At 65.6% G+C, this 18,174-nt stretch carries 19 protein-coding genes; 11 read left to right on the forward strand and 8 right to left on the reverse strand.

Annotated elements, in window-relative coordinates; genetic code table 11:
* Nucleotides 1-49: 49 nt before the first annotated feature.
* The 5 genes from dnaG (at nt 50) to ACUXVX_RS16085 (ending at nt 6,271) form a co-directional block, all read left to right on the forward strand.
* Nucleotides 50-2,023 (forward strand): DNA primase, encoded by a 1,974-nt coding sequence (gene dnaG, locus ACUXVX_RS16065; RefSeq protein ID WP_446309084.1) that lies wholly within the window; start codon nt 50-52, stop codon nt 2,021-2,023.
* A 154-nt stretch (nt 2,024-2,177) separates the two neighbouring features.
* On the forward strand, nt 2,178-4,166 hold the full coding sequence (gene rpoD / locus ACUXVX_RS16070; protein ID WP_222468598.1) for an RNA polymerase sigma factor RpoD: 1,989 nt from the start codon (nt 2,178-2,180) through the stop codon (nt 4,164-4,166).
* Between the two features lie 98 nt (nt 4,167-4,264).
* Nucleotides 4,265-4,753: a hypothetical protein gene (locus ACUXVX_RS16075; RefSeq protein ID WP_446309085.1), complete on the forward strand. Its 489-nt coding sequence runs from the start codon at nt 4,265-4,267 to the stop codon at nt 4,751-4,753.
* A gap of 223 nt (nt 4,754-4,976) precedes the next feature.
* Complete coding sequence (gene hisH / locus ACUXVX_RS16080) at nt 4,977-5,615, forward strand: imidazole glycerol phosphate synthase subunit HisH (RefSeq protein WP_446309086.1); 639 nt, start codon at nt 4,977-4,979, stop codon at nt 5,613-5,615.
* A complete protein-coding gene (locus ACUXVX_RS16085; protein ID WP_446309087.1) occupies nt 5,612-6,271 on the forward strand; it encodes a Dph6-related ATP pyrophosphatase in 660 nt (219 codons plus the stop codon). Before hisH ends, ACUXVX_RS16085 begins: the two co-directional genes overlap by 4 nt.
* A gap of 15 nt (nt 6,272-6,286) precedes the next feature.
* Here the strand turns inward: ACUXVX_RS16085 and ACUXVX_RS16090 are convergent, their stop codons facing one another.
* Nucleotides 6,287-6,679 (reverse strand): DUF2147 domain-containing protein, encoded by a 393-nt coding sequence (locus ACUXVX_RS16090; protein WP_446309088.1) that lies wholly within the window; start codon nt 6,677-6,679, stop codon nt 6,287-6,289.
* A gap of 150 nt (nt 6,680-6,829) precedes the next feature.
* Nucleotides 6,830-7,219, reverse strand: coding sequence for a DUF2147 domain-containing protein (locus ACUXVX_RS16095; protein WP_446309089.1), 390 nt, complete (start codon nt 7,217-7,219; stop codon nt 6,830-6,832).
* 284 nt (nt 7,220-7,503) lie between these two features.
* Between ACUXVX_RS16095 and hisA the strand changes: the two genes are divergently transcribed.
* Nucleotides 7,504-8,223, forward strand: a complete 720-nt coding sequence (gene hisA / locus ACUXVX_RS16100; RefSeq protein WP_446309090.1) for a 1-(5-phosphoribosyl)-5-[(5-phosphoribosylamino)methylideneamino]imidazole-4-carboxamide isomerase — start codon at nt 7,504-7,506, stop codon at nt 8,221-8,223.
* A 169-nt stretch (nt 8,224-8,392) separates the two neighbouring features.
* Nucleotides 8,393-10,120, forward strand: coding sequence for a GMC family oxidoreductase (locus tag ACUXVX_RS16105; protein ID WP_446309091.1), 1,728 nt, complete (start codon nt 8,393-8,395; stop codon nt 10,118-10,120).
* Nucleotides 10,121-10,153: 33 nt separating this feature from the next.
* Here the strand turns inward: ACUXVX_RS16105 and ACUXVX_RS16110 are convergent, their stop codons facing one another.
* On the reverse strand, nt 10,154-10,603 hold the full coding sequence (locus tag ACUXVX_RS16110; RefSeq protein WP_446309092.1) for a DUF302 domain-containing protein: 450 nt from the start codon (nt 10,601-10,603) through the stop codon (nt 10,154-10,156).
* Nucleotides 10,604-10,680: 77 nt separating this feature from the next.
* A complete protein-coding gene (locus tag ACUXVX_RS16115) occupies nt 10,681-11,769 on the reverse strand; it encodes a THUMP domain-containing class I SAM-dependent RNA methyltransferase (RefSeq protein WP_446309093.1) in 1,089 nt (362 codons plus the stop codon).
* Between the two features lie 57 nt (nt 11,770-11,826).
* Between ACUXVX_RS16115 and hisF the strand changes: the two genes are divergently transcribed.
* Together hisF and ACUXVX_RS16125 are read left to right on the forward strand one after the other, a co-directional pair.
* The gene (hisF, locus tag ACUXVX_RS16120) at nt 11,827-12,588 is read left to right on the forward strand and encodes an imidazole glycerol phosphate synthase subunit HisF (RefSeq protein ID WP_446309094.1); all 762 of its coding nucleotides are present in this window, start codon (nt 11,827-11,829) and stop codon (nt 12,586-12,588) included.
* Complete coding sequence (locus ACUXVX_RS16125; protein WP_222468589.1) at nt 12,585-12,890, forward strand: phosphoribosyl-ATP diphosphatase; 306 nt, start codon at nt 12,585-12,587, stop codon at nt 12,888-12,890. The genes hisF and ACUXVX_RS16125 overlap by 4 nt, the downstream gene beginning before the upstream one ends.
* Before the next feature lie 90 nt (nt 12,891-12,980).
* Here the strand turns inward: ACUXVX_RS16125 and ACUXVX_RS16130 are convergent, their stop codons facing one another.
* The 4 genes from ACUXVX_RS16130 to hpaR all read right to left on the reverse strand — a co-directional run bounded on the left by ACUXVX_RS16130 (nt 12,981) and on the right by hpaR (nt 16,074).
* Nucleotides 12,981-13,361 carry a RidA family protein gene (locus tag ACUXVX_RS16130; RefSeq protein WP_222468588.1) on the reverse strand — a complete coding sequence of 127 codons (381 nt, stop codon included), beginning with the start codon at nt 13,359-13,361 and terminating at the stop codon, nt 12,981-12,983.
* 95 nt (nt 13,362-13,456) lie between these two features.
* Nucleotides 13,457-14,722 carry an ATP-dependent Clp protease ATP-binding subunit ClpX gene (gene clpX, locus ACUXVX_RS16135; protein ID WP_222468587.1) on the reverse strand — a complete coding sequence of 422 codons (1,266 nt, stop codon included), beginning with the start codon at nt 14,720-14,722 and terminating at the stop codon, nt 13,457-13,459.
* A 134-nt stretch (nt 14,723-14,856) separates the two neighbouring features.
* Entirely contained in the window at nt 14,857-15,492 is a 636-nt protein-coding gene (locus ACUXVX_RS16140; protein ID WP_222468586.1) for an ATP-dependent Clp protease proteolytic subunit, read from the reverse strand.
* Between the two features lie 159 nt (nt 15,493-15,651).
* Nucleotides 15,652-16,074: a homoprotocatechuate degradation operon regulator HpaR gene (hpaR, locus tag ACUXVX_RS16145; protein WP_222468585.1), complete on the reverse strand. Its 423-nt coding sequence runs from the start codon at nt 16,072-16,074 to the stop codon at nt 15,652-15,654.
* A 183-nt stretch (nt 16,075-16,257) separates the two neighbouring features.
* On the opposite strand from hpaR, the gene ACUXVX_RS16150 reads away from it, so the two are divergent.
* A complete protein-coding gene (locus tag ACUXVX_RS16150) occupies nt 16,258-16,653 on the forward strand; it encodes a 5-carboxymethyl-2-hydroxymuconate Delta-isomerase (protein ID WP_446309095.1) in 396 nt (131 codons plus the stop codon).
* Nucleotides 16,650-18,152: a 5-carboxymethyl-2-hydroxymuconate semialdehyde dehydrogenase gene (hpaE, locus tag ACUXVX_RS16155; RefSeq protein ID WP_446309096.1), complete on the forward strand. Its 1,503-nt coding sequence runs from the start codon at nt 16,650-16,652 to the stop codon at nt 18,150-18,152. The genes ACUXVX_RS16150 and hpaE overlap by 4 nt, the downstream gene beginning before the upstream one ends.
* The last annotated feature ends 22 nt before the right edge of the window (nt 18,153-18,174 follow it).

An 18,174-nucleotide genomic window follows, 5' to 3' on the forward strand; every position in this document is an offset into this window, starting at 1 on the left:
CACGCCCCATCTGCTGGACTCGCGCCGCGCCCGGACCGATATATGGCCTATGTCGCTGCCACCCGGATTCCTTGACGAGTTGCGCACCCGCCTGTCGCTGTCTGACGTGGTGGGCCGCAAGGTCATGTGGGACCGGAAGAAATCCAACCAGGGCAAGGGCGACATGTGGGCGCCCTGCCCGTTCCACCACGAGAAGACCGCCAGCTTTCACGTCGATGACAAGCAGGGTTACTACTATTGCTTCGGCTGCCACGCGAAGGGCGATGCGATCTCCTTCGTACGCGAAACCGAGAACGTGGGCTTCATGGAGGCGGTGGAGATTCTCGCTGGTGAAGCGGGCATGCAGATGCCCGCGCGCGACCCGAGGGCACAGGAAAAGGCCGATGCCACCACCCGGCTGACCGGGGTGATGGAGCAAGCGGTGCAGTGGTTTCGCCTTCAGTTGAAAACCGGCGCTGGCGCTGCCGCACGGGATTACCTCGCAGGCCGGGGGCTGGACGAGGCGGCGCAGGAGCGCTGGGGCCTCGGCTTTGCACCGCCGGGCTGGGAGGGGCTGCGCGAGGCGCTTGGCGCAAAGGGCGTGAGCGTGGACGACATGCTCGCCTGCCGTCTTCTGCGCGAGAGCGACAAGGGCCGTGCGCCCTATGACGCCTTCCGCAATCGCATCATGTTTCCGATCCGCGATATCCGCGGGCGCTGCATCGCCTTCGGGGGCCGCGCGATGGACCCGGCGGACAATGCCAAGTACCTCAACAGCTCCGAGGGGCCGCTCTTCGACAAGGGCCGCGTGCTCTTCAACCACCAGCAGGCGCGGGGCGCGGTGGGCAAGGGGCAAACGCTGATCGTGGGCGAGGGCTACATGGATGTGATCGCGCTCAGCGAGGCGGGGTTCGGCGCTGCCGTTGCGCCGCTTGGCACCGCGATCACCGAGGACCAGCTGCAACTGCTCTGGCGAATGTCGCCCGAGCCGGTGGTGGCGCTCGATGGCGACAAGGCCGGCCTGCGGGCCGCGATGCGGCTGATCGATATGGCCCTGCCCCAGATCGGGCCGGGCCGGAGCCTGCGCTTTGCGTTGCTGCCCGAGGGCAAGGACCCCGACGACCTGATCCGCGCCGAAGGGCCGCCGGCCATGCAGGCCGTGCTTGACCGGGCCGAGCCGCTGGTGGAGCTGCTCTGGCGGCGCGAGACCGAGGATCGCCCGCTCGACAGCCCTGAACGCCGGGCCGCGCTGGATGCCTCGCTGAGGGCCGCGACCGCGCTGATCCAGGACCCCGACGTGCGGCGGCATTACGAGGAGGCCTTCAAGCAGCGGAAGTGGGAGCTGTTCAACCCGCGCAGGGCCGAGGCCCCCGCCTCCGCCCCCAAGGGCGCCCAGCGTCCGTGGCGACCGCGCGGCGCCAAGCCCGAGGCGCTGCCCACGCCCTCCACCCGCAGTTCGGCGCTGGCGGCGGCGGGCAGCGAGATCGAGGAGCACCTGCGCGAGGCGGTGATCCTCGCCACCCTGCTCACCCACCCCGAGCTGGCCGATGAGTTCGCCCATGCGATCGAAGAGCTGGACTGGAAGGGCGATGGCCATGCCGCCGTGGCGATGGCCTTCCTCACCCATGCCGATGCCGCCGACCCGCGCCGGGCGCTGGAAGAAGAATTCGGCGCCGCTGCCCTTGAAAAGCTGTTCACACCGGCACATGTCCGCATTGCGCCCTGCATCCGCAATCCCGGCGACATGGAGCTCGCTCGCATGTGCCTCGCCCAGGATTTCGCAATCCTCTCCGCCGATCGCGGGGCCGCGCGTGAGATCGCCGAGGCGATGCACCAGATCGATGGTCTGGCCGATGAAGGCCTGACCTGGCGTCTGGGGCAGGCTTCGGAAGCCCGGCACCGCGCTGCCAACAACCATGAGACCGACAAGGCCGACTATGACATCGCCCCAAACGGCGCCCGCCTCGACCGTTCAGAGCGCGCCAGCCTCGACGCCCTGCTTGAGCAGATCGGGCACCAGAAGCCGCGTGGCAGGCGAGATTGAGTCGAATTGTCGGCATTCCCGCCACAGGGCGCACGCCTTTCACATCAACTTTTATGGGGTTCTGCTGGAATCTCCGGTGATTCGCGCTATTGATTCGGGAACCCCGAATCGCGCGCTCGCCCGGACCGCCCGGAACGCCCTTCAGGAGAGCTAGATGGCCGCCAAGGACAACGACGACAACAAGCCCGACGACAGCGAAGCCGAGCCGATGCTCGACGTGAGCCAGGCGGCGGTCAAGAAGATGATCGCCGAGGCGCGCGAGCGCGGCTACATCACCTACGACCAGCTGAACCAGGTTCTGCCGCCCGATCAGGTCTCTTCCGACCAGATCGAGGATGTCATGTCGATGCTCTCCGAGATGGGCATCCAGGTGACCGAGGATGACGAGAACGAGGACGAGGATGACTCCAAGGGCTCGACCGCCGTTGTAGAGACTTCCTCCTCGCGTGAAGTCGCCGTTTCCTCCAGCGAGACCGAAAAGCTCGACCGCACCGATGATCCGGTGCGCATGTACCTGCGCGAGATGGGCTCGGTCGAGCTGCTCTCCCGCGAGGGCGAGATCGCGATTGCCAAGCGTATCGAGGCCGGCCGCAACACGATGATTGCGGGCCTCTGCGAGAGCCCCCTCACCTTTCAGGCCATCACCATCTGGCGCGAGGAACTTCTGAACGAAGACATCCTGCTGCGCGACGTGATCGACCTTGAAACCACCTTCGGCCGCGGGGTCGACGGGGATGAGGACGAAGACGAAGAGGTGGCCGAGGCCACCCCCTCCTCCGACGAGGAGAAGAAGGAAGAGAAGCAGGAGCTCGACGCTGACGGCAACCCGATTGCCAGCGACGACGACGATGACGAGGACGACGAGCAGGCCAACATGTCGCTCGCCGCGATGGAAGCCGCGCTCAAGCCGCGAGTGCTCGAAATGCTCGATGGCATCGCCCGCGACTACACCGAACTGGCCGAGATGCAGGACCAGCGGATGTCGGCCACGCTCAATGAGGATGGCTCCTTCTCCGAGAAGGCAGAGAAGAAATACCAGAAGCTGCGCGGCGAGATCGTGCTGCTGGTGAACGAACTTCACCTGCACAACAACCGGATCGAGGCGCTGATCGACCAGCTATACGGCATCAACCGCCGGATCATGTCGATCGACTCGGCGATGGTGAAGCTGGCCGACGTGGCCCGCATCAACCGCCGCGAGTTCATCGACGAATACCGCGGTTACGAGCTGGACCCGACCTGGATGGACCGGATGGCCGAAAAGTCGGGCCGGGGCTGGCAGGCGCTGTTCGAGCGCAGCACCGACAAGGTCGCCGAGCTGCGGCAGGACATGGCCCAGGTCGGCCAATACGTGGGCGTCGACATCCCCGAGTTCCGCCGCATCGTGCAGCAGGTTCAGAAGGGTGAGAAAGAGGCGCGTCAGGCCAAGAAGGAAATGGTCGAGGCCAACCTCCGCCTGGTGATCTCGATTGCCAAGAAATACACCAACCGCGGGTTGCAATTCCTTGATCTCATTCAGGAAGGCAACATCGGCCTGATGAAGGCCGTCGACAAGTTCGAGTATCGCCGCGGCTACAAGTTCTCGACCTACGCCACATGGTGGATCCGTCAGGCGATCACCCGGTCGATCGCCGATCAGGCCCGCACGATCCGTATTCCGGTGCACATGATCGAGACGATCAACAAGCTGGTGCGGACAGGCCGCCAGATGCTTCACGAGATCGGCCGCGAGCCGACCCCGGAGGAACTGGCCGAGAAGCTCCAGATGCCGCTGGAGAAGGTCCGCAAGGTGATGAAGATCGCCAAGGAGCCGATCTCGCTCGAAACGCCGATTGGCGACGAGGAAGACTCGCAGCTCGGGGACTTCATCGAAGACAAGAACGCTGTTCTGCCGCTGGATTCCGCCATTCAGGAGAACCTGAAGGAAACCACCACGCGCGTGCTCGCCTCGCTGACCCCCCGCGAAGAGCGGGTGCTGCGGATGCGCTTCGGCATCGGTATGAACACCGACCACACGCTTGAGGAAGTCGGCCAGCAGTTCTCGGTCACCCGCGAACGGATCCGCCAGATCGAGGCGAAGGCGCTGCGGAAGCTGAAGCACCCGAGCCGGTCGCGGAAGCTGCGGAGTTTCCTGGATCAGTGAGCTAACTCTCCGTGGCGGAAAAGTTTGAAGTTCGAACTGAGGCGGAGAGGTTCATTCATAACGACCTTTCGAACTGCTCGTGGGATCTTCAACAGAGGATGAAGCAGCAGATCGAAAATGGAGAAAGGGCTGGCGTCTATCACATCATGATGGCCAGCTTGATCTTCTCCGCGTTCTCAATTGAAGCGAAAGTCAATTTTGTTGGCTGGAAGGTTCTGAAAAATGGATGGCCCGAACGCGCCAATCTGCGAGAAAAAATAGCTCTGCTGCTACAAATCCTGCCTTTGGAATTGTCGTGGGGGGAGCGACCTCTTCAAACGGTCGCCGAGCTTAAGCGTTTTCGGGATACTTTGGCACATGGAAAACCAGAGATAGTCGACGAGACCGCTATTGTGGACGTACCGCCCGAAATTTGGGATGCGCTCAAATCGCAATGGGAAAGCTCCGTAACCCCGGATTTTGTGAACCGTTGTCGAGAAGACGAAGACGTGCTTTGGCAGAAACTCCTTGGCGCTGCAAAAATAAATGTATCGGACACTATCACTCATGGTGGCCACGATTTGAAAAAGCTCGTCGAACCGGATTGATACAGTTGCAGTGATGGCCGCGCGCCATTCCCGTATTAAAGAAACGGCCTCGTGGAATACCCGGAGCACTGGGACTGCACATCATGGCATCGGGAGAACCGGGCCGCCTGAGCGGCAAGGGGGCGGTGCGCCATGAATGCGCACCCTACGCCGCGCAGGCTAACCATCCCCCCTTGACCCCCTCTCCATTTCCCGCCACCCACGGGGCGTGAAAGGAGCCCCCATGCGCACCGTGCTCATCGACTATGACAGCGGCAATCTGCATTCCGCCGAGAAGGCGTTTCAGCGCATGGCCGCGGAGACGGGCGCGGGCGAGGTCATCGTCACGCCCCGTGCCGAGGAGGTGGCAAAGGCCGACCGGATCGTGCTGCCCGGCGACGGCGCCTACCCCTCCTGCCGCGCGGCGCTGGCCGCCCGGCCCGGCATGATTGAAGCGATCACCGAGCATGTGGAGGCCAGGGGCCGCCCCTTTATGGGCATCTGCATCGGGATGCAGATGATGTCGACGCTGGGGCGCGAGCATGAGGATACGCCGGGGTTTGGCTGGGTGCCGGGCGAGGTGGTGCCGATCACTCCCGCCGACCCGGCGCTGAAGGTGCCGCATATGGGTTGGAACGACCTTGTGGTCGAAGGCAGCCACCCCTGCCTCGAGGGGATCGCCACCGGCGATCACGCCTATTTCGTCCACAGCTACCACCTGCGCCCCGAACAGGCCGCCCAGCGGCTCGCCTATGCCGACTACGCGGGCGAGGTAACAGCCATCGTCGGCGAAGGCACCCGTTTCGGCACCCAGTTCCACCCGGAAAAGAGCCAACAGACCGGGCTTCGGATCATCGCCAACTTTCTCGCTTGGGCGCCATGACGGCGGCCATCGGCTGGTCGTCCGGCAAGGATGCCTGCATGGCGCTGATCCGGGCGCGGGCGGCGGGCTACCAGGTGACGACCGCGCTGACGACGCTCAACGATACCTTCGACCGCGTGGCCATGCATGGCACCCGCGCCGCGATCCTCCGCGCGCAGGCCGAGGCAGCCGGGCTGGAGCTGCTGGAGGTGCCCCTGCCCTGGCCCTGCACCAACGAGATTTACGAGGCTCGGATGGCGAAGGCGGTCGAGGCGCTGAAGGGGAAGGGGATCACCCAGATGATCTTCGGCGACCTCTTCCTCGAAGATGTGCGCGATTACCGGATCGCCCAGCTTGAAGGCACAGGTATCACCCCGGTCTTCCCGCTCTGGGGCGAAGACACCACCGCGCTGGCCCGCGAAGTGGCCGAAAGCTTCGACACCCGCATCGTTACCCTCGACCCGTCGAAACTGCCCGAAGCCCTCGCGGGCCGAAGGCTCGACGCCGCGCTGCTGTCGGAACTGCCCGAAGGTGTGGACCCCTGCGGCGAGAACGGCGAGTTCCACACCTGCGTGCTGGATGCCCCCTGCTTCCGCGCACCGATTCCGGCAGCGCGGGGCGAGACGGTAACACGCGATGGCTTCGTCTATTCCGATCTCGTTCTGACGGGCAGCTGAGCCGCGCCGCGCGGCCTATTTCAGCCGCGTCCAGGTCTGATCCATGCAGATCGGCCCGGCGCAGCCCTTCACCAGCATCTTGTTGCCGTTCACGACCATCTGTGCGCCGTAGTCGCGCTTCATCACCGGCACATAGGCGCGGCCCTCGTAGGTGTTGCCGCCTGCAGGCGTCATATCCCAGAACACGCGCTTGCCCACGTTGGGCGATTTGATCGGCTGGCCGGAAGCGTTGAAGGCCTTCACGATGGTGCCGCAGACGGCAGCGCCGCATTTCACGGCCCGCACATGGGCCACGTTGCCCCGCTTGTCGGGGCCGGTCAGCCACGTGCCTTCAGGCGTCGCGGCCTGCGCGGCCCCGCCCATGAGCGCCAGAACGACGCCCGCAATCGTCAGTCTTGTAAATGTCATCACCGGTATCACTCCTTCTGGCGACACTGGCTCGCTTCGCTGGATCACAGCAACTGCAAAGCATAGTCGCCCTATGAGGGTAACGGTGACGCGGTGCAAGAGGTTCCTGCGGCACCCCGCCAGATCGGCGGAGCACCGCAGAAAGAAGGTTTATTTTACCTTCTTCCAGGTGCCGCCGTCGCGGCAGATGCCGAGCACGCAGCCAGACACCCTCAGCGTGGAGCCAGAGAGCACCAGCTTGGAGTTGTAGGTCTTGCCGCGGTCGGGCGAGTAGACCTTGCCCTTGTACTGCCCGCCGCCCGAGGGCTGCGTCTGCGAGATGATCTGGCGGCCCACATTCTCGGATTTAATCTCCTTGCCGCCCGGCCCGTAGGCCTTGATCAGCGTGCCGCAGAGCCCGCCACCGCAGGGCTTCACCTGCACCAGACCGGAGTTGCCGTTGTCATCCTTGGCGGTGCGCCACAGGCCCTCGAGCGGGTCCGCCGCCCAGGCCGGGGCCGCCACCAGCAGAGCCGCCGCCATCATTGCAATCTTGCGCATGGTTCTCCTCCCATTCGATACGCTGGCCGCATCCTCGCGCCCCCGCCCTGCCCCGCGCAACTGTAACGTTGGGTCGGGTCCGATCACATCTCTCAACCCCGTTCATTTTCTTGGCTCCAAATTTCTCCGGGGGGTCGCCACTCCCGCAGGCTCCACCCGGCGCACCGCCCGAAGCAGGGCCGCGCGTGGCAAGGCGGGGTGGGCGGGCGGGAGCCTTGCTATGCGCGGCCCCTTCCCTTCCCCCGCCGCGCATGGCAAACCCCGCGCCAAAAGGAGCCAGCGCCATGATCCTCTATCCCGCCATCGACCTGAAAGACGGCCATGCCGTGCGGCTCCTGCGCGGCGACATGGACAAGTCGACCACCTTCAATGAAGACCCGGCCGCACAGGCGATGGAATTCGTGAACGCGGGCTGCGAGTGGCTCCACCTCGTCGATCTCAACGGCGCCTTTGCCGGTGAGCCGGTCAATGCCGCGCCGGTCGAGGCGATCCTCAAGGCCACCAAGACCCCGGCACAGCTCGGCGGTGGCATCCGCGACATGGCCACCATCGAGCGCTGGCTCTCAAAGGGCCTCGCCCGGGTGATCCTCGGCACCGTCGCAGTGGAGAACCCCGCGCTGGTGCGCGAGGCGGCTGCCGCCTTCCCCGGCCAGGTCGCCGTGGGGATCGACGCGCGGCACGGCATGGTCGCCACCAAGGGCTGGGCCGAGGAGACCGATGTGAACGCCACCGACCTCGCCAAATCCTTCGAGGATGCTGGGGTGGCCGCGATCATCTATACCGACATCAACCGCGATGGCGCCATGCAGGGCCCCAACGTGGAGGCGACCGATGCGCTGGCGCGTGCCGTCTCCATCCCCGTCATCGCGTCGGGCGGCGTCTCCTCGCTGGCCGACCTCACGGCACTGAAGGCCAAGGGCAGCATCGCCGGTGCGATCTCTGGCCGGGCGCTATATGATGGCGCGATCGACCTTGCCGAGGCGCTGGCCACCCTCCGCGCCTGAGCCCCGCATTATATTGCACAATTCCCGCCGGACCCGCGACCTTAGTCGCGCATTCGCAAGTTAACCCTAGGGAATCCGCCCGACTCATGCACTAAATTGCACTACGCAGGCACGCCGCAGGGAGAGGAGGCCCGGCTGCGTGCTCCCGCATGACCAAGGGAGGACACCAATGAAACCGATCTTCACCCAGGCCCTCGCCCGGGGCGACCGCCTCATGGCGCTGCAATCCGGCCTCGTTCACGGGCGGCTCGGACGCCGCCGGTTCATCCAGCTTGCGCTCGCGGCAGGGGCCTCGCTCGCCTCTGCCGAGGCCTGGGCGCAAGAACTGGGCGACGCGGCGATCACCCAGCGCTACAACGCGCAAAACATCGCGGGCCGCTACGATTACATCGTCGTCGGCTCCGGCTCCGGCGGCGCGGTGGTGGCCGGGCGGCTTGCGGCAGAGACTGACGCCTCGGTGCTGGTGCTCGAGGCCGGCGGCACCGACCAGATCGACGCCGTGCTGAACCCGCTGATGTGGCCCACCAACATCCGCTCCGAGCGTGACTGGGGCTACAGTGCCGAGCCCTCCGAGCACGTCAACGGGCGCTCGCTGATCCTGCCGATGGGCAAGGTGGTGGGCGGCGGCAGCTCGATCAACGTGATGATCTGGGCGCGCGGGCACAAGAACGACTTCGATTTCTGGGCTGCCGAGACCGGCGATGACGCGTGGTCTTACGAGAACGTGCTGGAGATCTACAAGCGCATCGAAGATTGGCAGGGTGCGCCGGATGACACCCGCCGTGGCACCGGCGGCCGGCTCTGGGTGACCGATGTGCGCGATGTGAACCCCATCGCCCCCGCCTTCGTCGAGGCCTGCGGCACCGCAGGCATCCCCGGCTACGCCGACATGAACGGCGAGATGATGGAGGGTGAAGGTGGCGCAGCCCTTGCCAACGTGCGGATCAAGGACGGGATGCGCCGCAACATTCCTTCGGACTATCTCTGGGAGACCCTGAAACGCCCCAACATCACCCTGCTCACCGGGGCCACGGTGCAGAGGCTCACGCTGAATGGCACCACCGTCACCGGCCTGACCTTTGAGAAGGATGGCGAGAGCTTCGAGGTGGAGGCCGGCCACACGGTGGTTTCGGCAGGCGCGATCAACACGCCGAAGATCCTGATGCAATCGGGGATCGGCCCGGCAGATCACCTCGCCGAGCATGGCATCGAAGTGGCGCATGACTTGCCCGGCGTCGGCCAGAACTTTCAGGATCATATCCTCGCCGCGGGCTGCGTGTGGGAGTACACCACGCCGCTGCCCCCGGGCAATTCCGCCGCCGAGGCGACCTTCTTCTGGAAGTCGGATTCCGCGCTCGACACGCCCGATCTCCAGCCCTTCCAGATCGAGGTGCCCTATGCCTCCGAAGTCCACGGCTCGGCCTACGCCCCGCCCGCTGGAAGCTGGACCATCGCGCCCGGCATCGTCCGCCCGCAGAGCACGGGCGAGGTGCGGCTGACCGGGCCAAACCCGAGCGATCCGGTGCAAATCGACGGCGGCTTCCTGAAGGAGGCGGCAGACCTCAAGGCGCTCACAACCTGCATCGAGCTTTGTCGCGAGATCGGCAATTCCGGCCCGCTCTCCGAGTTTGTGAAACGCGAGGTCATGCCCGGCCCGATCACCGGGGCCGAGCTTGTTGACTTTGCCCGCAATGCGGCGGGCACCTACTTTCACGAAAGCTGCACCTGCAAGATGGGCACCGATGAAATGTCGGTCGTCTCGGGCAGCCTCGCGGTTCACGGGGTCGAGGGGCTCTCCATCGCCGATGCCTCCGCCATGCCGCGCGTGTCGACCGGCAACACCATGGCCTCCACGGTGGTGATCGGCGAGCGCATGGCCGACATCCTGATCGGCTGACCTGAGGGGCGCGGGGCCCTGCCCTGCGCCCGTTCAGCCGCCCGCTGCGGCCCCGGTGAGCTTTTTGAGCGCGCCTTCCATCTGGACGATCACCTCGAGGTCATCATCCACGCCGACCTCGTCCAGCATCTCCTCGGGGTCTTCGTAGGAGAGCTTCACCGCGCCCTGCGCGTCCTCCCAGACCAGCACCTTCATCGGCAGCACCAGCCCGGCCATCGGGGACGACTGGATTGCGGGCGTGCCGAGCGTGGGGTTGCCGAAGATCACCAGCTCCATCGGTGCCAGTTCCATGCCCGCACTCTCGGCGCCTCCCGCATGGTCGACCCGGGCAAACACCGTAGCCCCCGCGCCCTCGATCGCGGCGACGAGCCGGTCGGCAACTTCGGCCACGCTGCCGGTCGCCTCCACGTTGATGATGTCGTCATCCGCCAGCGCGGGCGTGGCGGCAAGGGTCAGGGCAAGGGCGGCAATCGCGTGTCTCATGGCAGTCTCTCCGGGTTGGAACATGCAAGCTCAACCGCAGAATGCCTGCCCCGTTCCATGGGTCCATGAACGCCGCATCACATCTGCGCCAGCCAGAGCCGCACCTTCATCCCGCCGTGCGCCACATGCGGGCCGGGTGGCTCCCACGGCAAGCCGGTGGCGCGTGCCAGCTTCTCGTCACTGGTGACCATCGCCACCCGCCAGCCCTCGAAGCGCTCTTTCATCACCTTGCCGAAGCTGCCGTACAGCCCGAAGAGCGGCCCTTTGTTGCCGATCCGGCTGCCGTAGGGCGGGTTGCAGATCACCAGCCCCGGCGCGCAATCTGGCCGCTCCAGCGCGCTCACCGAGGCCTCCTCGAAGTGGCACGCCACCCCGGCGCGCGCCGCGTTCTCCCGGCTCATCCGCACCGCGCCCGCGTCCCGGTCCGAGCCAATCACCGGCCCCGCGCCCCGCGCCACCGGCGCACGGGCCTTCAGCGCGGCAAACCCCTCGGCGTCAAAGCCCGGAAACTGCTCGAAGGCAAAGCCGCGCCCGCGCCCCGGCGCCAGCCCGGCAGCGATTTCCGCCGCCTCGATGCAGAAAGTGCCGGAGCCGCACATCGGGTCCAGCACCGGCTCGCGGCCCGCGTATCCGGCCGCCCGCAGGAAGCCCGCGGCCATCGTCTCGCGCATCGGGGCGGCGTTCACCGCCTCCTTGAAGCCGCGCCGGTGCAGCGCCTCGCCCGAACTGTCCACGCTGACCACGCAAGTGTTCTGCTCGATCCGCACCAGCACGCGCAGGCCCTCCGGGTCCACCACCGCCCCCGCGCGGCCAAGCGCCTGCTCCAGCCGCCCTTTCACCGCGCCCGCGTGGTAAAGCTTGGAGTGCTTCGTCGCCGCCTCTGCCCGCACTGGCTGGCCCGGCGCGAGCACTGAGGCCCAATCGACCGCATCCAGCCCGGTCTCCAGCGCCCGAAAGCTCATTGCCCGGAAGCTGGCCAGCCGCACCAGCACCCGCCCCGGCACCCGCAGCACAAAGTTGGCCCGCCAGACCTCGGGCCACGCGCCCCTGCAGGCCACCCCGCCCGGCACCACGCGGGCCTTGGCAAAGCCCTGCTCGCGCGCCTCTGCGGCCGCCACCTCCTCCAGCCCCGGCGCGACCACCAGGAAGATCTCCAGTTTTTCCATGCCCCCAGCTACCGCCCCGCGCTTCCCTCCGCCAGCAAAACCGGCTATCGCAGCCCCATGCTGAAGACCCGCATCATCCCCTGCCTCGACGTGGCCGATGGCCGCGTGGTCAAGGGCGTTAACTTCGTCGACCTGATCGACGCCGGCGACCCGGTGGAATCCGCCCGGGCCTACGATGCCGCAGGTGCCGACGAGCTCTGCTTCCTCGACATCCACGCCACCCACGAGAACCGCGGCACCATGTATGATCTGGCGACGCGGACCGCCGAGCAGTGCTTCATGCCGCTCACCATCGGCGGCGGCGTGCGGACCCATGAGGATGTGCGCAAGCTGCTGCTCTCGGGGGCCGACAAGGTGAGTTTCAATTCCGCCGCCGTGGCCGACCCCAACGTCATCACCGAGGCCGCCATGCGCTTTGGCTCGCAGTGCATCGTCTGCGCCATCGACGCAAAGACGGTCGAGCCGGGCCGGTGGGAGATTTTCACCCACGGTGGCCGCCGGCCCACCGGCATCGATGCGGTCGAATTCGCCGTGATGATCGCGGAGAAAGGCGCGGGAGAGATCCTGCTGACCTCGATGGACCGGGACGGCACCAAATCGGGCTTCAACCTGCCCCTCACCCGTGCCATCGCCGATGCGGTGCCGGTGCCGGTGATCGCCTCAGGGGGCGTCGGCACGCTCGATCACCTCGTCGAGGGCGTCACCGAGGGCCACGCGTCTGCCGTGCTCGCCGCCTCGATCTTTCACTTCGGCACCTACACCATCGGCGAGGCCAAGGCCCACATGGCCGCCGCCGGAATCCCTGTGAGGATGACATGAGCCTGTCCGATCTCGCCGCCACCATCGAAGCCCGCAAATCCGCCGACCCCGAGTCGAGTTGGACGGCGAAGCTGCTGGCGAAAGGCCCGGAGAAGTGCGCCGAGAAGTTCGGCGAAGAAGCTGTCGAAGCAATTATCGAAGCGGTAAAGGGCGACCGCGCCAAGCTCACCGCCGAGGCCGCCGATGCACTCTACCACCTGCTGGTGATGTGCGCCGCCCGCGGCGTGACCCTGGCCGACATCGAAGCCGAACTCGCCTCACGCCAGAACCAATCGGGCATCTCGGAAAAGGCCTCTCGTTAGGCCCCGCCCGCCCCTCATTGGTCCTCTGAAAATCCCGGGGGTGTGGGGGCAGCGCCCCCACCGGCTCTACGGCTCAGCCAAACACCACGCTCAAGGCAGACGCGCCGTCACCTCGATCTCGATCTTCATCGCCGGGCTGATCAGCCCCGCCTCGATCATCATCGCCGCGGGCCGCGCCTTGCCGAAGGCCTCGGCCAGCACCGGCCAGCAGGGCTCGAAATCAGCGGCGACCGGCAGCACGTAGTTCACCCGCACCACGTCATCGAGGCTGGCGCCCGCCTGCTCCAGCGCGCGGCGGATGGTTTCGAGCGTGTTCCGGCACTGCTCCACCACGCCCTCGGGCATCTCGCCCGTCTCCGGGTCCGCGCCGGTGCTGCCAGCTACGAAGACCCAGCCGTCGCAAACCACCGCGCGGCTGTAGCCGATCTTCTCCTCAAAAGGCCCGCCCGAGCTGATCAGGGTCCGTTTCATCGCTTTCTCCATGTGTGGGGCGCGTCGTCATGACACACCAACAAGAAAGGCCCCGCTCCCGCGAGGCCCTGTGACGTGGGTGAACCCACCGTGATTCAGGCCGAGGCGTTCTCTGCCTTGCTGTCTTCGGAGTAGATGAAGAGCGGCTGGGCGTCGGAGGTTACGGCCTCCTCGTTCACCACCACCTCGTCCACTTCGCTCATGCCGGGCAGGTCGAACATGGTGTCGAGCAGGATGTCTTCCATGATCGAGCGCAGGCCGCGCGCGCCGGTCTTGCGCTCGATGGCGCGTTTGGCGATGGCGCGGAGCGCGTCGTCAGTGAAGGTCAGCTCGGTGTCTTCCAGCTCGAACAGGCGCTGGTACTGCTTCACCAGCGCGTTCTTCGGCTCGGTGAGAATGGTGACCAGCGCGTCTTCGTCGAGGTCTTCGAGCGTGGCGAGCACCGGCAGTCGGCCGACGAACTCGGGGATCAGGCCGAACTTCAGCAGGTCTTCCGGCTCCAGCTGGGTGAAGATCTCACCGATGCCGCGGCTGTCGTTGTCCTTCACATCGGCGCCAAAGCCGATGGCCGAACCCTTGCCGCGCTGGCTGATGATCTTGTCGAGCCCGGCAAAGGCGCCGCCACAGATGAACAGGATGTTCGTGGTGTCGACCTGCAGGAACTCCTGCTGCGGATGCTTGCGCCCGCCCTGCGGCGGCACGGAGGCCACGGTGCCCTCCATGATTTTCAGCAGCGCCTGCTGCACGCCCTCGCCGCTCACATCACGGGTGATGGAGGGGTTGTCGGACTTGCGGGTGATCTTGTCGACCTCGTCGATGTAGACGATGCCGCGCTGCGCCCGCTCCACGTTGTACTCGGAGGCCTGCAGCAGCTTGAGGATGATGTTCTCCACGTCCTCGCCCACGTAACCGGCCTCGGTCAGCGTGGTGGCGTCGGCCATGGTGAAGGGCACATCGAGGATGCGCGCCAGCGTCTGGGCCAGCAAGGTCTTGCCGCAGCCGGTGGGGCCGATCAGCAGGATGTTGGATTTGGCCAGCTCGATATCGCCGGTCTTGCCGGCGTGGTTGAGCCGCTTGTAGTGGTTGTGCACCGCCACGGAGAGCACGCGCTTGGCGTGGAACTGGCCGATCACGTAATCATCGAGAACTTCGCAAATCTCCTTGGGCGTGGGCACGCCGTCGGAGGATTTGAGGCCGGAACTCTTGGTCTCTTCGCGGATGATGTCCATGCAGAGCTCGACGCATTCATCACAGATGAACACGGTTGGCCCTGCAATCAGCTTGCGCACCTCATGCTGGCTCTTTCCGCAGAAAGAGCAGTAGAGCGTGTTCTTGCTGTCACCACCTGAATTCGTCGCCATTCATAACCCCTCGGGCTGCTCTGCCCGTTTCTTGCGTTCTGCCCCGTATGCGCCCCGGATTTGGAGAATCCTAGGGCAGCACCCAACGGGACACAACGCCAAATTAAAGTGAACGACGCATGCTTTGCCGCAGCTTACTTGCTGCCGCTGTCGTCGCCGCCCTTGTCGCGGTTCTCCACGATCTCGTCGATCAGGCCCCAGTCCTTGGCTTCTTCGGGGCTCATGAAGTTGTCACGCTCCAGCGCGGCCTCAACCTTTTTCAGGGTCTGGCCGGTGTGCCTAACATAGATCTGGTTAAGCCGGTCTTTCAGCTTCTGGGTTTCCTGCGCGTGGATCATGATATCCGTCGCCTGGCCCTGGTAGCCGCCGGAGGGCTGGTGCACCATGATCCGGCTGTTGGGCAGCGAAAAGCGCATGCCCGCCTCGCCCGCCGTCAGCAGCAGCGAACCCATCGAGGCGGCCTGGCCGATCACCAGCGTGCTCACCTTTGGGCGGATGTACTGCATCGTGTCGTAGATCGAGAGGCCCGATGTCACCACGCCGCCGGGGCTGTTGATGTACATCGAGATCTCTTTTTTCGGGTTCTCCGCCTCGAGGTGCAGCAGCTGCGCCACCACGAGCTGGCTCATGCCGTCATGCACCGGACCGTTCACGAAGACGATCCGCTCTTTCAACAGGCGGGAGAAGATATCATAGGCCCGCTCGCCACGGCTGGTCTGCTCCACCACCATGGGGACAAGGTTCATGTAGGTTTCAACGGGATCGTTCATGACTCGGGCCTCGGCATCTTGGGCCCCCGCTCGGCGGGGCCGTGGTTGTCTGCCCCTTGTCTTAGTGCTGGCATGGGGGGGCTGCAAGGGCACCCCGCCCAAAGACCCCATAACCGTGAACAATTGGTTGAGACAGCGGCGCCCGTTGCCGCAAAGGCTTCAACTCTTCTGCTCGGCCAACTCGTTCAGCAGGTCCAGCAGGGCATCCACCCGCTCGCGCCCGAAGGCGGCGTCGAGTTCGGCGAAGATCCGGTTGCTCTCGCCCATGTGGCGGGCAATCAGCGCGCGGCCCTCATCGGTGATCGCCAGTTGTAGCTTGCGCCCGTCAGAGGGGTCTTTGGCGCGGGTGATCAACCCGCGTTCTTCCAGAGATTGCATGATCCGGGTGAGGCTGGGGAGCAGAAGACAGGCCTGATGTGCCAGCTCCTTGGGCTCCATCGTGCGATTCTCGTCGAGCACGCGGAGCACCCGCCATTGCTGCTCGGTCACCCCGGTCGAGGCCAGCATGCCCCGGAGCGGGGCCATCACGGCCTCCCGCGCGCGCAGCAGGGCAATTGGCAGGGACCGGGACGTATGGCGCATTGTACCCTCCCCCTCCCGAGTCCCTCCAGAAGACTTCGGACCATCATTAGGCATATGATATGTATGACTTACGCAGGACGGTGCATCAAGCAGACTTATCGGCAGGTCGCAGCGAGCGCGCCAATAAAACTTGACACGCCCGCCGAAGTTACTTAACGAGTTAAAAAGTTTCGGGAGGACAGCTTGCCCCATATCCGCGTCGAATATTCCGCCAACCTCGAGCGCCACGCTGATGTGTCCGCGCTCTGCGAGGCGCTGCGTGTTGCCGGGTTGGAAACGGGTACTTTCCCGCTCGCGGGCATCCGGGTGCGGGCTGCCCGCTGCGACCACTACTCAATCGCCGATGGTGACGCGGCCAACATCTTCGTCGACATCTCGATCCGCCTGCGCGGCGGCCGCCCGCAGGACGCCAAGGAGGCCGCAACGGCGCATATGTTCGAGGCCGCCCGCAACTTTCTCGCGCCGGTGATCGAAAGCCAGCCCGTCATGCTCTCACTGGAGATGCGGGATATCGACCCGGCCCTCTCGCCCAAGCTCAACACCGTGCGCGACCATCTCGCCGCCAAGGAGGCCAAATGACCGACCTCGCCAGCAACGCCGCCAAGCTCGCCCCCCACCTCGCCGCCCTGCGCGAGACCGGCATCGCCCACCGCATCGGCGGGCGTGATGTGACCGGGGCCACCTTCACCAACCATTCACCGGTGGATGACAGCGTGATCTGCGAGGTCGCCCGTGGCACCGCCGCCGATATCGACGCCGCCGCGCAGGCCGCGAGAGACGCCTTTCCGGCATGGCGAGACATGTCCGGCACCGCCCGTAAAAAGCTGCTGCACGCCGTGGCCGATGCCATCGAGGCCAATGCCGAGAAGATCGCGCTTTGCGAGGCGTGGGATACCGGCCAGCCGATCCGCTTCATGGCCAAGGCGGCGTTGCGCGGGGCCGAGAACTTCCGATTCTTTGCCGACCGCGCGCCAGCGGCCCGCGACGGCCAGCACCTGCCCTCGCCCACGTTGATGAACGTCACCACCCGCGTGCCGATCGGCCCGGTTGGCGTGATCACCCCGTGGAACACGCCCTTCATGCTCTCGACATGGAAGATCGCCCCTGCCCTCGCCGCAGGCTGCACCGTGGTTCACAAACCGGCCGAGTTCTCGCCCGTCACCGCGCGTCTGCTGATCGAAATCGCTGAAGAGGCAGGTCTGCCCCCGGGTGTGTGGAACATGGTCAACGGCTTTGGAGAGGAGGCCGGCAAGGCGCTCACCGAGCACCCCGCCATCAAGGCCATTGCCTTCGTGGGCGAAAGCAAGACCGGCTCGATGATCCAGGCTCAGGGCGCGCCGACACTCAAGCGCGTCCACTTCGAGCTGGGCGGCAAGAACCCGGTGGTGGTCTTTGATGACGCCGACCTGCCCCGCGCGCTCGATGCCGCCATCTTCATGCTCTACTCGCTGAACGGCGAGCGCTGCACCTCGTCGTCGCGCCTGCTGGTGCAGGAGAGCATCGCCGAAAAGTTCGAGGCCGACCTTGCCGCCCGCGTTTCCAACATCCGCGTCGGCAACCCGCTCGATCCGCAAACCGAGATCGGCCCGCTGATCCACGAAACCCATTGGAAGAAGGTCACCAGCTACTTCGACAAGGCCAAATCCGAGGGCGCGACCATCAGCGCCGGGGGCACCTGCCCCGACGGCCCCGGCCACTTCGTGAACCCCACCTTCTTCACCGGCGCCAGCAACCAGATGGCCATCGCCCAAGAGGAAATCTTCGGCCCCGTGCTCACCGCGATCCGCTTCAAGGATGAGGACGAGGCGCTCCAGATCGCCAATGACATCCCCTACGGCCTCACCGCCTATGTCTGGACGCAGGACATCACCCGCGCCATGCGCTTCACCGGCGGGCTGGAGGCCGGGATGATCTGGGTAAACTCCGAGAACGTCCGCCACCTGCCCACCCCCTTCGGCGGGGTTAAGGCCAGCGGCATCGGCCGCGACGGCGGCGACTGGTCCTTCGAGTTCTACATGGAACAAAAGCACATCGGCTTCGCCACCGGCACTCACAAGATCCCGCGCCTCGGCGCCTGACGACACCCCGGAAACGCGCCCT

This window comes from Vannielia sp. SX4, assembly GCF_052828525.1.